Genomic DNA, 12,185 nt, shown 5'->3' on the forward strand with positions numbered 1-12,185 from the left:
TCCTGATTGACACCCGTCGGACCCCACATGCACAGGTATCGTGGCGGAACTATGAAGGGGGTAGACACGTCCGGGCAGAACATCGGCCGTTACCGCTTGCTCGAGAAGATCGGGGAAGGCGGTATGGGCGTCGTGCACCTGGCGACGGACCCTCAGGGGCGCCAGGTGGCCGTCAAAGTGCTGCGGCCGGGCGTCGCCTCCGACCAGACGGCGCTGCGGCGGCTGGCGCGCGAGGTCGACTCGATGCGGCGGGTGCGCAGCCCGCACGTCGCGGAGATCGTCGACGCGGACGTCACCGCCGAGCCGCCGTACGTCGTCACGCAGTACGTCCCCGGGCGCACGCTCGAGCAGACCGTACGCGACCGCGGCCCGCTGAAGGTCCACCAGTTGCAGCGGCTGGCCACCGGCCTGGCCGCCGCCCTGTCGGCCATCCACGACGCCGGGATCATCCACCGGGACCTCAAGCCCGGCAACGTGATGTTCCTGGACAACGGCGAGCCGGTCGTCATCGACTTCGGCATCGCCCAGGGCGTCGACGCCACGCGGCTCACCGCGACCGGCCTGGTCATCGGCACCCCGGGCTATCTCGCGCCGGAGATCATCGAGGGCGAGGACGCCGCGGCCCCGGCCGACGTGCACTCCTGGGCCAGCACGATCGCCTACGCCGCCACCGGCCGCGCGCCGTTCGGCTCCGGCACCTTCGAGTCGATCTTCTACAAGATCATGGAAGGCAAGCCCGACCTCGACGGCGTGCCGCCCGCGCTGCTGCCGCTCGTACGCGCCGCGATGGCGCGCAACCCGGCCGAGCGCCCGACCGCGCAGGCGCTCGTCGGCCTGACCTCGCGGCTCGACGTCGAGCGGACGATGGTCGACTCGCCGTCGGCGCCGCGCACCAAACCGCTCACCGCGGTCATCGCGCCGCCGCCGCCGGCCAACCCGCGTGACTTCCGCGGCCAGCTGCCGCCTGTGGCGCCCCCGCCGGCGTACGGCCGGCAGCAGCCCTACGCACAGCGGCCGCAGCCCGCGCCGCCGCGCGAGCGTCCGCCCGAGCCGCCCAAGCCGGAGGGCCCCAAGCCGTACGGCCTCTACCGGCTCCTCAGCTTCATGCTCCTCGCCGGCGCGGTCGGGCTGGCCATGGTGCTGCCCTCGATCGCCGTGGTCGTCGTCGTGGTCGTCATGCTGATCCTCCGGGTCGCGGACCGCGCCCATCAGAGCCTCACCTCCAAGCGCACACGCCGGGGGCCCAAACCCTCCGACGTCGCCGGGGTGATCGTCCGGTCGCCGTTCTCGGTGGTCCGCGGAGGCCTCACGATGGCGCTGATCAGCCCGATCGCCATCCTGGCCGGCGTGGTGGTCCTCGTCATCGCCCTGGCCGCCAAGTCCGAGATGACGATCGCCCGCGCCCTGTCGTTCAGCGCCGCGGCGTTCATCATCACGACCTGCGTCGGACCGGGCAGCGAGCCGTCCCGCCGCCAGCTCTCCCGGATCTGGGGTGCGGTCGCGCCCCGGCGCGAGCGCGCCTGGATCGTCGTGGGCGTCGTCGGCCTGCTCGTCTTCTTCCTCGTCTCCTTCTCCCTGAGCCAGACGCCGGAGCTGCGGCCGTTCGACTTCCCGGTGTTCAAACACGACCTGCCGCACCTGCGGCACCAGCTACGCAAGCTGTTCGGGAACTGAGCACGCTCCGATGCCCGACCGCGAGGCGGAGCGCGCCGGGCCGTACCGCCTCCTGGAGTTCGTCGGCGAGGGTGGCATGGGCGTGGTCCGCCGCGCGCTCGGCGGCGACGACCGCGAGGTCGCCGTCAAGCTGCTCAAGCCGGAGCTGACCGGCCACGCCGACTTCCGCCGGCGGCTGGCGCGCGAGGTGGACACGATGCGCCGCGTGCGCAGCCCGTACGTCGCCCAGGTCCTGGACGCCGACGTGGCGGGCGAACGGCCCTACGTCGTCACGCGGTTCATCCGGGGCCGTGCGCTGGACGACGTCGTACGGGCGGGCGGCCCGCTGTCCGGCGAGCCGCTGCGTCGTGTGGCGGCCGGGCTGGCCGACGCGCTCGTCGCGATCCACGGCGCGGGTGTGGTCCACCGCGACCTCAAGCCGAACAACGTGATGCTCGTCGACGGCTCCCCGGTCGTGATCGACTTCGGCATCGCGCACGCCGTGGACGCCACGCGGCTGACGCGCCTCGGGCAGGTCGTCGGGACGCCCGGCTACATGGGACCGGAGATCATCGAGGGCGCGATGCCGGGGCCGCCGGTGGACGTCTACGGCTGGGCCGCGACGGTGACGTTCGCGGCGAGCGGCCGGTCGCCGTACGGCAGCGGTTCGCTGGAGGCGGTGCTGGCCCGCGTCGCGGCCGGCCGCCCGGATCTCGACGGCGTGCCGGCGCGGCTGGAGCCACTGGTGCGCGCGGCGCTCGACCGCGACCCGCGGCGCCGGCCGTCCGCGGCGGAGCTGGCGGCCCGGCTGCGCGACCTCGACCTCCGCGTCCCCGAGACGGTCGTGGTCCCGGCGACCGTCGTGGTGCCGGAGCGGCGTCCCCCGCTGTTCCTGTACAAGCTGTTCGCCTACGGGACGATCGTGGCCGCCTCCGCCGCGAGCGCGGTCCTGCCGGTCGCCGCCGTCGCGGGCGTCGTGGTCGCCGGGTGGTACCTACGAGCGGGCGACTCGGCGCTGCGCGGCCGCCGGGTCCCGATCGAGACCGCCGCCGACCTGACGCTGGCGCCGGCGCGGGCACCGGCCGGCGACCGGCTCCGCGCCGCCGCCGTGCTCCTGCCGACTCTGGCCTACGCCGGGCTGATCGCGGCGATGGTCGGCACGGCGCTGCACGTGCGCGGGCGGCTCGGCGGCACGATCGGCTCCGGCGCGACCACGAAGTGGACGGCGTTCGCCTTCGCGTACACGCTGCTGGCCGGTCCCCGCGTGATGGCCCCGCGCCGCCAGCTCGTACGGCTGCTGTCGGGCGTGGCGCGGACCCGGTGGGCGACCGCGGTCGCCGGGGTGGCAGTGGCCGGGCTCGCGGCGGGCGCGGTGTTCGCGGGCTGGAGTTCACCGCCGTCCTTCTGGCCCGCTCCCTCCCCGTACCCGGTGCTCGGCCGGCTCGCCGATCTCGTCGGAGATCTCACCGGGAGACTGCCCTGACTCCGTGCGCCCGCGCCTGCCTACGGAAGGGCGCTCGCGCCGGTAATGTTGCCTCGCGATGACGTCGGACGAGACACACGCGGCTCCCCTCCTGCGGCCCGCTGACGACCAGGCCGCCGACGCCGTGATCGAAGGCTGGTCACGGCTCTTCGCCTACCTGGTCGTCGCGATCGTGGTCGGCTTCACCGTCGTGCTGCCCTTCTTCGGGCTCCTGCTCGCGATCGCCACGGCGTCCTACCTGCGCGCGGGCGACCTGCACGCGCGCCGCCACGCCGGTGGGCTGCTGCGCCTGCTGGCCGGCCCGCTGACCGTGCCCCTCGACCTGCTGCGGGGGACGGGCGGCACCCTCGTCAGCCTCCCTTACGCGGCGGTGTTCGCCGTGGTCGTGCCGATGCTGGTGATGTCGGTCGCGGCGGTCGGCGTCGAGGTCGCCCCGCTCGTGGGCGCCGCGTGGGGAGCGGGCGCGGCGGCGTACGTCATGCTCGCCGCCCCCGGCATCCGGGTGCCGCGGCGTCAGCTCATGCGGATCTTCGCCGCCCTCGCCGCGGAGCCGCGCCGGTTCGCGATCACGGGCGTGCTGCTGTGTGCTCTGTCACTCGGAGCGGTGGCCGGCGCGATCGTTTTGCAGCCGAGGTTCTCCCCGGTGTACGAGCTGAAGAACTCCATCGCCCAGCAGCTGTCGCAGTTCCAGCACTCCGTCCGCCGGAGCGTTTCCTGAGACCAGGCGTTTTGCGCCCAGGCTACTCACGGGTAACATCGAGCGTGTCCTTGCCGCGGACCCGGGGCCGAATGTGTTTCGGGTCTTTGGCAGGCTTATGGTGCGAACGCAATGCCCGCGCCGGCCCAACCGGGCGCGCCTGTTCTTTCGGCGCAGGCGGCGGCGGGAGGGAGAGAGGCGCGTTATGGAGTGTGCAGGGAGGGCGTACCCGGAATGAACATCGTCGTCTGCGTGAAGCAGGTGCCCGACACGGCGTCCGAGAGGAAGCTGAAGTCCGACGACAAGACCCTCGACCGCGAGGCCGCCGACGGTGTCATCAACGAGCTCGACGAGTACGCCGTCGAAGAGGCGTTGACGATCAAGGAGGCGCACGGCGGCGAGGTGACCGTCCTCACCATGGGGCCGGACAAGGCCGCCGACTCGATCCGCAAGGCCCTCGCGATGGGCGCCGACAAGGCCGTCCACGTGAACGACGAGGCGCTGCACGGCTCGGACGGGCTGTCGACCTCGTACGCTCTCGCCCAGGTGCTCAAGAAGATCGGGTTCGACCTGGTCATCCTGGGCTCGGAGTCGACGGACGCGCGTACGGGCGTGCTCGCCGCGATGCTGTCCGAGCGGCTCGGCGTCCCCCAGGTGACGCTCGCCAACAAGGTCGAGATCGACGGTTCCTCGCTCAAGGCCCAGCGGCTGACCGACTACGGCTTCGACCGGGTCGAGGCGAGCCTGCCGGCGGTCATCAGCGTGGTCGAGAAGATCAACGAGCCGCGCTACCCCTCGTTCAAGGGGATCATGGCGGCCAAGAAGAAGCCGGTCGAGAAGCTCGCCGTCGCCGACGCGGAGATCGATGCCGCGCTGGTCGGCCTCGCCGGAGCCTCAACGGAGGTCGTCGACTTCGCCGACGCGCCGCCGCGTGAGAAGGGCCAGATCGTCAAGGACGAGGGCGACGGCGGCTCGAAGGCCGCCGAGTTCCTCGCGTCGAAGAAGTTCGTCTGAGAGGCGGGAAAATGGCGGAGATTCTCGTTCTCGTCGACCACGTCGACTCCGAGGTCAAGAAGGTCACCTTCGAGCTGCTCACGCTGGCGCGCAAGCACGGCGAGGCGGCGGCGGTCTGGATCGGGCCGGGGTACGAAGGTGCCAAGGACAAGCTGGCCGAGTACGGCGCCGCCAAGGTGTACGTCGCCGCCGACGAGGAGCTGACCTCCTACGTCGTGGCGCCGAAGGCGGAGCTGCTGGCCAAGATCGTGGCCGACGCTTCGCCGGCCGCGGTCCTGGTGGCCGCGACCGGTGAGGGCAAGGAGGTCGCGGGCCGTCTCGCGGTCAAGATCGATTCCGGCGTCCTCACGGACGTCGTCGGCCTCGCGGACGGTTTCGTCGGCGAGCACTCGATCTTCGGCGGCGCGATCGTCTCGCACGCCAAGGTGACGAAGGGCACCCCCATCGTCGCCGTACGGCCCAACTCCACCGCGCCGGAGGCGTCCCCGTCCACGCCGGCCGAGGAGCAGGTGTCGGTGACCCTGTCCGATGCCGCCAAGGGCGCCAAGGTCGTGGAGAAGGTCGTCCAGGAGAAGGGCGAGCGGCCCGAACTCACCGAGGCCGCGATCGTCGTCTCCGGCGGACGCGGCGTCGGCGGCGCCGACAACTTCAAGATCATCGAAGACCTGGCCGACTCGCTCGGCGCGGCCGTCGGCGCCTCCCGCGCCGCGACCGACGCCGGCTGGTACCCCCACACGTTCCAGGTCGGCCAGACCGGCAAGACGGTGTCGCCGCAGCTCTACATCGCGGTCGGCATCTCGGGCGCGATCCAGCACCGCGCCGGAATGCAGACCTCCAAGACGATCGTCGCCATCAACAAGGACTCCGAGGCGCCGATCTTCGAGCTGGTCGACTACGGAGTGGTGGGCGACCTGTTCCAGGTCGCCCCGCAACTCACCGAAGAGATCACCAAGCGCAAGTAGACGCGCGTGAGGCCAGGACCCGGGCGGACTCCGCCCGGGTCCTGACTCTTTTCCGGTGGCCGTGCGGCCGCCACTCCGCGTCCGCGACCCGCGGACGGGCGGGCTCCGGTGGCCGTCAGGCGGCGAGGGACACGGCCTCGCGTTCGGGCTCGCGTTCGCCGGCGATGGCGACCAGGCGGCGCATCGGGACGTAGCGCGCGCCCGCCGCGATCAGCAGGCCGAGCACGCCCGCCACCCCCAGCCCGACCCGGAGCGAGGAGACGTCCGCCAGGAAGCCGATCACGACCGGGCCGAGCACCAGGCCGCCGTACCCCATCGCGCCGACCTGGGCCACCGCGCCCGCCGACCGGCCCGGCACCACGGTGCCCGCGACCGAGATCGTGGTCGGGATCACCGTGCAGATCGCCAGGCCCGTGAGGACGAACCCGGCCAGCGCCACCTTGGCCGTCGGCGCCAGGACGACCACCGCGACCGCGACGGCCGTGCCGAGGCCCGCGTACGTCATCAGGCGCCGCGTGCCGATCCGGGTGCGCAGGCGGTCGCCGCCGAGGCGGCCGACCAGCATGGCGGCCTCGAACAAGGGGTAGCCGAGCGCGCCGACCGCCTCGCCCGCGCCGAGCTCGCGGCTGAGGTACAGCCCGCTCCAGTCGGCGATCGAGCCCTCCATCATGAACGCGGCGAACGCCAGCCCGCCCACGATGTAGACGACGAGCGGAAGCCGGCCGCGTGTCCCGGCGGCCTGGGGCGCGGCGGCGTCGGGCAGGTACGTGCGCCCGACCGTCAGGGAGGCGGGCAGGGCGAGCACGCCGCCGGCGAACAGCGTCTGGCCGAAGGACAGCCCGGCCGAGGCGCTGAGCGCGCCGAGCAGCCCGCCGGAGATGGCGCCCGCGCACCATCCGGCGTGCATGGCGTTCATCACGGGACGGCCGTGGGAACGTTCCACGGCGCTGCCCTGAGCGTTCATCCCGATGTCGGTCAGGCCGAAGGCCATGCCGAACATCGCGACGGCCCCGAGCAGCAGCGGCCAGCTCGGGGCGAGCGCGACCAGGGTCATGCTGACGGCGGTCGCCGGCGCCGCGACCCGCAGGACCGCGCCGCTGCCGGCCCGGGCGATGACGCCCCGTAGCCCCTGCATCGCGATGATGGCACCGATCCCCCAGACGAGGATCGCGAGGCCGACGGAGCCGTCGCTCAGCCCGAACCTCGCGGCGAGCGCCGGGGTGCGTGACACCCAGATTCCGCAGAGCATGCCGGCCAGGGCGAACGTGAGTACGGTGCCCAGGCGCGCCCGGCTGAGGACGCGAGACGTCATGATTTCACCTCTTTCATACTTGGTTCGTGCGCACGGAACGACCGGCACCCGATGGGTGCCGGCTCGTGGGTTCGTCTTTCGCTGCTAGAGCAGGTCGAGCAGCCGTTCGCGCAGCTCTTCGAGCTGCGCCTCGTCGTACAGGCCCGGGTCGTGCATGACGACCTCCCAGAGGCCTTCCGCGGCGAGCCGCGCCACGCGCGCCGCCACGGGATCCGGATCGTCGCCCGGATCGACGTCATGCCAGCGATGCATCGCCTCGCGTACGAGGGCGAGCAGCCCCGGGTCGGCGGCCGCCGCGCTGACCGTCGCCCACCGTCTCAGGAGGCGTGACTGGTCGCGGTCCATGACCACGGCGAGGTTGGCCTCGACGAAGGCACGGGTGTACGCCCCCGGGCCGCCGGTGTCGTAGGAGGCGATCAACGCGTCGAACTCCTGGACGAGCCGTTCGACGAGACCTCTGACCAGGGCTTCCTTGGTGTGGAAGTGGTAGAGCAACCCACCCTTGCTCACCCCGGCGCGGTCGGCGACCGCGGATAGGGTGAGCGCCTGGGTGCCCTGCTCGCACAGCAGGGCCTCGGCGGCGTCGAGGAGTTCGTCTCTCTTCATGGCGATCCTTACTATACCGTCCGGACGGTACATACGGTCAAACCGGACAGACCGCTCATGCATTCCCATCCGCCCGTACGTTGCGCGACCTGCGACGACCGATGCGGTGACCTGTCACGGCCAGACCACGGCGTCGCCGGGCGGAGGCGGCGCGGATAGGCTGAGGCCGCCATGGTGTACCTGGATCATGCGGCGACCACGCCGATGCTGCCCGAGGCGATCGAGACGATGACCGCGGAGTTCGCGCGAGTCGGAAATCCATCGTCGTTGCACGCTTCCGGCCGCCGGGCGCGGCGTGTCGTCGAGGAGTCACGCGAGATCATCGCGGAGGCGATGGGCGCCCGGCCCAGCGAGATCGTCTTCACCAGCGGCGGCACCGAGGCCGACAACCTCGCGCTCAAGGGCATCTACTGGGCCCGGCGCGCCGCCGACTCCACGCGTACGCGCGTCCTCATCAGCGCGATCGAGCATCACGCCGTGCTCGACTCCGCCGACTGGCTGGCCGAGCGTGAGGGCGCCACGGTCGAGCCGCTCGCGGTCGACGAGTACGGCCGGGTGCGGCCCGAGACGCTGCGCGCCGCGATCGAACGCGACCCCGGCTCGGTCGCCCTGGTCAGCGTCATGTGGGTGAACAACGAGGTCGGCACCGTCCAGCCGGTCGAGGAGCTCGCCGCGATCGCGCGCGAGCACGGCATCCCGTTCCACACCGACGCCGTCCAGGCCACCGCCCAGCTTCCGGTGCGCTTCACCACCGACGCCATGACCATCACCGGGCACAAGATCGGCGGACCGGTCGGCGTCGGCGCGCTGCTGCTCGCCCGCGGCCTGGACCCTGTTCCCGTGATGCACGGCGGCGGTCAGGAGCGCGACGTACGCTCCGGCACGCTGGACACCCCGGCGATCGCGGCCTTCGCCACCGCCATCAGCACGGCCATGGCCCGCCGTGAGACCGAGGCCGTACGCCTCGCGCGGCTCCGCGACGACCTCGTCGCCCGGATCCGCGAGGAGGTGCCGGACGCCATCCTCAACGGCGACCCGATCGGCCGCCTGCCGGGCAACGCGCACTTCTCCTTCCCCGGCTGCGAGGGCGACGCGCTGCTGATGCTGCTCGACGCCCGCGGCATCGAGTGCTCGACCGGCTCGGCCTGCTCGGCCGGCGTGGCCGAGCCCAGCCACGTGCTGCTGGCCATGGGCGCCGACCTGGCGCGGTCGCGCGGCTCCCTGAGGTTCTCCTTCGGGCACACCTCGACCGAGGCCGACGTCGACGCCACCGCCGAGGCCATCGCCCCGGTGGTCGACCGCGCCCGCCGGGCGGGCGCGGTCTGACTCACGGACGGTAGGGCGCGAGGGCGGACCAGGCGGGATCGGGCTGCGCGCTGACCTTGGCGCGGCCCTCCGACCACGACGCCGCGAGCTGGTCGAGCTGCGCCACCGCGCCCGACGCCGGGTCGGCGTACATGTGCAGCACCCGGCGCCCGTCACCGGTCTCGTGCGCGGCGAGTACGGCGCGCGGGCCGAGCGCCTCGACGGCCTCCTCGAACTCCCGCAGCTTCGAGGCCGACGGCTCGACCGGCAGCCGGTCGGGGTTGGCGTTCGCGTACGGCAGCGTGACCGAGACGTACAGCTCGCAGAGCGGATAGTCCTGCCGGTGCAGCGGGAAGCGCACCGCGACGCGTGCGGTGTGGTTCAGCGGCGTACGGCCCTCGCCGACCAGCCAGGCGGCCTCGCCGAACGGCGCGGCGATCTGCTCGACCACGGTCGGCAGCATGGCCGGCGGCAGCGCGTCCATCGGCTCGTCCGCGACGGTGGCGACCTCGCCGACCCACCGCGCCACGTCGTCCTCGCCGAGCGCCCAGTCGAGCACGCGGAGTGTGAGCGCGAGCCGGGTCTCGTCGGGGACGAACAGGAAGTCCGGATGGTAGGAGGTGATGTCGACGCGCGCACGCGCCGAGTCGGCGCGCAGCCCCATCCGTACGTACTCCAGGTCGAATTCGTGCTCGTCGAGCTGGAGCTTGCCGCTGAGCATCGCCGGATCGGCCGGCCGCGCGGCGTGGTAGTGCCAGTTGTCGTCCTTGGGCGCCCCGAGGAGCCAGCGTTCGGCGATGCCGCGCAACTCGTCCACACCGCCGCCGCTCAGGGTCAGGCCGGGTCCCGGGCCGATCTCCCATTCGAGGTCCTTGTGGATGGCCTCGACATGCGCGGACATCTCATCGGCGATGTCGGCCGGCGTCGCCTGGTCGAGGCGGCGCCGTGCCTGCGGCCACCATTCCCAGAAACGTGAGATGGCCTCCGTGTGCGACGCTGCTGCGCCTGGTGAGCGGCGGAAGATTCCCATAGTGCCGCCAATCGTATTCGCGCCGGGGCGCGGTGGACGCGTGGGCATTGGGGTTTCTTTGCGCTCGGCGACGTCTGCGATGAAGGCGTTTGCGGACAGGGGTGCCCGACCGCGTACCCTCGATGGGGTCATGACTCTTCGCGTACTCGCCGCCATGTCGGGCGGGGTGGACTCCGCCGTGGCCGCCGCACGTGCCGCCGAAGCCGGTCACGAGGTGACCGGCGTCCATCTCGCGCTGTCCGCCAACCCCAAGTCCTACCGCACCGGCGCTCGCGGGTGCTGCACGCTGGAGGACGCCCGCGACGCGCGGCGCGCCGCCGACGTGATCGGCATCCCGTTCTACGTCTGGGACATGGCCGAGCGGTTCGACCGCGACGTCGTCCAGGACTTCGTCAGCGAGTACGCCGCGGGCCGTACGCCCAACCCGTGCCTGCGCTGCAACGAGAAGATCAAGTTCCAGGCGCTGCTGGACCGGGCGCTCGCGCTCGGCTTCGACGCGGTCTGCACCGGACACCACGCACGGCTCGCGGACGGCGTGCTGCGGCGCAGCGTCGACCTGGGCAAGGACCAGTCCTACGTCCTGGCGGTCTGCACGAGCTCGCAGCTCGCGCACGCGATGTTCCCGCTCGGCGACACGACCAAGGCCGACGTACGCCGGGAGGCGGACCGGCGCGGGCTCGCGGTCGCCGACAAGCCGGACAGCCACGACATCTGCTTCATCGCCGACGGCGACACCCGCGGTTTCCTCGCCGACCGGCTCGGCGAGGAGACGGGCCCGATCGTGGACACCTCCGGCGAGGTGCTCGGCTCGCACGAGGGCGCGTACGCCTACACCATCGGCCAGCGGCACGGCCTGCGGCTCGGCCGGCCCGCGCCGGACGGCCGGCCGCGCTACGTCCTCGACATCTCCCCGGTGACCAACACGGTGACGGTCGGCCCGCGCGAGGCGCTCGACGTGCACGAGATCGTCGGGACGCGCCCGGTGTGGCTGACGCCGCCGCCCGTGGAGCCGCTCGCCTGCCAGGTGCAGCTCCGCGCCCACGGCGAGGTGCACGACTGCACCGCCGAGGTCGCCGGCGACGAGCTGCGGCTGCGGCTCTCCCGGCCCGCGCGCGGCGTGGCCAAGGGCCAGGCGGCGGTGCTGTACGCGGGGGAGACCGTCCTGGGCTCGGCGACGATCGCGGTGGCCGCGCCGTCTCTTGCGTGAACCGTTGGGAGAAGCATGAAGTTCGGTGTGTCGACGTTCGTGACCGATGAGGGCATCTCGCCCGCCGCCCTCGGGCCCGCCCTCGAAGAGCGCGGCTTCACCTCGCTGTACGTCGCCGAGCACACGCACATCCCGGTGAGCCGGGAGTCCCCGTACCCGGGCGGCGGCGAGCTGCCCCGCGAGTACTACCGGACCCTGGACCCGTTCGTGACGCTGGCCGTCGCCGGCGCGGCCACCTCCCGGCTGGAGGTCGGCACGGGCATCGCCCTGGTCAACCAGCGCGACCCGATCCTCCTGGCCAAGGAGCTGGCCTCCCTCGACCTGGTCACCGGCGGCCGCGCGGTCTTCGGCGTCGGCGCCGGCTGGAACCGCGAGGAGATGCGCCACCACGGCACGGACCCGACGACGCGGATGGCGCGCATGCGCGAATACGTCCTGGCCGTACGGGAGATCTGGGAACACGACCAGGCGGAGTTCCACGGGGAGTTCGTGGACTTCGCCCCGATCTTCTGCTGGCCCAAGCCCGTACGCCGCCCGCCGGTCCTCGTGGGCGGCTGGGGAGAGAAGACGTTCGACCGGGTGCTGGAGTACGGCGACGCCTGGATGCCCGTGGCCGGCCGCGACCGGCAGGGACGGCTGGCCAAGGCCGTCGCGGACCTGCGCTCCCGCGCGGGGCGGCACGTACCGGTCGTTGCGTACGGCGCGAGCGCCAAGCCGGACGCGGTGGAGCAGCTGACGCTGGCGGGCGTGGACGAGATCCTCTTCTTCCTCCCGACCGGACCGGCCGACCAGACCCTGGCCCACCTCGACACCATGGCCGAACTCACGACCTGAGGGGCCTCCGCGGCCGCGTCGGCTCTGTAGGTGGGTCGCGTTCGGGTGAGCGAGGATCTCGCGCACGCCACGGTTCGCACCC

At 72.6% G+C, this 12,185-nt stretch carries 11 protein-coding genes; 8 read left to right on the forward strand and 3 right to left on the reverse strand.

All coding sequences use genetic code 11. The features are described from left to right. Window positions 1–51: 51 nt before the first annotated feature. The 5 genes from QWU11_RS40170 (at window position 52) to QWU11_RS40190 (ending at window position 5,809) form a co-directional block, all read left to right on the forward strand. Window positions 52–1,674: a serine/threonine-protein kinase gene (locus tag QWU11_RS40170; RefSeq protein ID WP_290119810.1), complete on the forward strand. Its 1,623-nt coding sequence runs from the start codon at window positions 52–54 to the stop codon at window positions 1,672–1,674. 10 nt (window positions 1,675–1,684) lie between these two features. Next, window positions 1,685–3,136 carry a serine/threonine-protein kinase gene (locus tag QWU11_RS40175; RefSeq protein WP_290119811.1) on the forward strand — a complete coding sequence of 484 codons (1,452 nt, stop codon included), beginning with the start codon at window positions 1,685–1,687 and terminating at the stop codon, window positions 3,134–3,136. A gap of 58 nt (window positions 3,137–3,194) precedes the next feature. Continuing rightward, entirely contained in the window at window positions 3,195–3,854 is a 660-nt protein-coding gene (locus QWU11_RS40180; RefSeq protein WP_290119812.1) for a hypothetical protein, read from the forward strand. A gap of 213 nt (window positions 3,855–4,067) precedes the next feature. Next, window positions 4,068–4,847 (forward strand): electron transfer flavoprotein subunit beta/FixA family protein, encoded by a 780-nt coding sequence (locus tag QWU11_RS40185; RefSeq protein ID WP_290119813.1) that lies wholly within the window; start codon window positions 4,068–4,070, stop codon window positions 4,845–4,847. A gap of 11 nt (window positions 4,848–4,858) precedes the next feature. Then, on the forward strand, window positions 4,859–5,809 hold the full coding sequence (locus tag QWU11_RS40190) for an electron transfer flavoprotein subunit alpha/FixB family protein (protein ID WP_290119814.1): 951 nt from the start codon (window positions 4,859–4,861) through the stop codon (window positions 5,807–5,809). Between the two features lie 115 nt (window positions 5,810–5,924). On the opposite strand, the gene QWU11_RS40195 is transcribed toward QWU11_RS40190, so the two are convergent. Both QWU11_RS40195 and QWU11_RS40200 read right to left on the reverse strand, forming a co-directional pair. Continuing rightward, window positions 5,925–7,121: an MFS transporter gene (locus QWU11_RS40195; protein ID WP_290119815.1), complete on the reverse strand. Its 1,197-nt coding sequence runs from the start codon at window positions 7,119–7,121 to the stop codon at window positions 5,925–5,927. Window positions 7,122–7,205: 84 nt separating this feature from the next. After that, a complete protein-coding gene (locus QWU11_RS40200; RefSeq protein WP_290119816.1) occupies window positions 7,206–7,727 on the reverse strand; it encodes a TetR/AcrR family transcriptional regulator in 522 nt (173 codons plus the stop codon). A gap of 171 nt (window positions 7,728–7,898) precedes the next feature. Here QWU11_RS40200 and QWU11_RS40205 point away from each other — a divergent pair, with 171 nt between their 5' ends. Beyond that, window positions 7,899–9,053 carry a cysteine desulfurase family protein gene (locus QWU11_RS40205; RefSeq protein ID WP_290119817.1) on the forward strand — a complete coding sequence of 385 codons (1,155 nt, stop codon included), beginning with the start codon at window positions 7,899–7,901 and terminating at the stop codon, window positions 9,051–9,053. 1 nt (window position 9,054) lies between these two features. Here QWU11_RS40205 and QWU11_RS40210 read toward each other — a convergent pair whose 3' ends face one another. Next, window positions 9,055–10,062: a DUF695 domain-containing protein gene (locus QWU11_RS40210; RefSeq protein WP_290119818.1), complete on the reverse strand. Its 1,008-nt coding sequence runs from the start codon at window positions 10,060–10,062 to the stop codon at window positions 9,055–9,057. A gap of 130 nt (window positions 10,063–10,192) precedes the next feature. Here QWU11_RS40210 and mnmA point away from each other — a divergent pair, with 130 nt between their 5' ends. Beyond that, the gene (gene mnmA / locus QWU11_RS40215) at window positions 10,193–11,269 is read left to right on the forward strand and encodes a tRNA 2-thiouridine(34) synthase MnmA (RefSeq protein ID WP_290119819.1); all 1,077 of its coding nucleotides are present in this window, start codon (window positions 10,193–10,195) and stop codon (window positions 11,267–11,269) included. Window positions 11,270–11,284: 15 nt separating this feature from the next. After that, on the forward strand, window positions 11,285–12,103 hold the full coding sequence (locus QWU11_RS40220; RefSeq protein ID WP_290119820.1) for an LLM class F420-dependent oxidoreductase: 819 nt from the start codon (window positions 11,285–11,287) through the stop codon (window positions 12,101–12,103). Window positions 12,104–12,185: the final 82 nt, after the last annotated feature.

It is taken from the genome of Actinomadura sp. DC4, assembly GCF_030406325.1.
GTDB lineage: Bacteria > Actinomycetota > Actinomycetes > Streptosporangiales > Streptosporangiaceae > Actinoallomurus.

Coding starts and splice junctions, on each gene's coding strand:
- mnmA (WP_290119819.1), top strand. CDS start 10,193: ATGACTCTTCGCGTACTCGCCGCCATGTCGGGCGGGGTGGACTCCGCC.
- QWU11_RS40195 (WP_290119815.1), bottom strand. CDS start 7,121: ATGACGTCTCGCGTCCTCAGCCGGGCGCGCCTGGGCACCGTACTCACG.
- QWU11_RS40185 (WP_290119813.1), top strand. CDS start 4,068: ATGAACATCGTCGTCTGCGTGAAGCAGGTGCCCGACACGGCGTCCGAG.
- QWU11_RS40200 (WP_290119816.1), bottom strand. CDS start 7,727: ATGAAGAGAGACGAACTCCTCGACGCCGCCGAGGCCCTGCTGTGCGAG.
- QWU11_RS40175 (WP_290119811.1), top strand. CDS start 1,685: ATGCCCGACCGCGAGGCGGAGCGCGCCGGGCCGTACCGCCTCCTGGAG.
- QWU11_RS40220 (WP_290119820.1), top strand. CDS start 11,285: ATGAAGTTCGGTGTGTCGACGTTCGTGACCGATGAGGGCATCTCGCCC.
- QWU11_RS40205 (WP_290119817.1), top strand. CDS start 7,899: ATGGTGTACCTGGATCATGCGGCGACCACGCCGATGCTGCCCGAGGCG.
- QWU11_RS40190 (WP_290119814.1), top strand. CDS start 4,859: ATGGCGGAGATTCTCGTTCTCGTCGACCACGTCGACTCCGAGGTCAAG.
- QWU11_RS40180 (WP_290119812.1), top strand. CDS start 3,195: ATGACGTCGGACGAGACACACGCGGCTCCCCTCCTGCGGCCCGCTGAC.
- QWU11_RS40210 (WP_290119818.1), bottom strand. CDS start 10,062: ATGGGAATCTTCCGCCGCTCACCAGGCGCAGCAGCGTCGCACACGGAG.
- QWU11_RS40170 (WP_290119810.1), top strand. CDS start 52: ATGAAGGGGGTAGACACGTCCGGGCAGAACATCGGCCGTTACCGCTTG.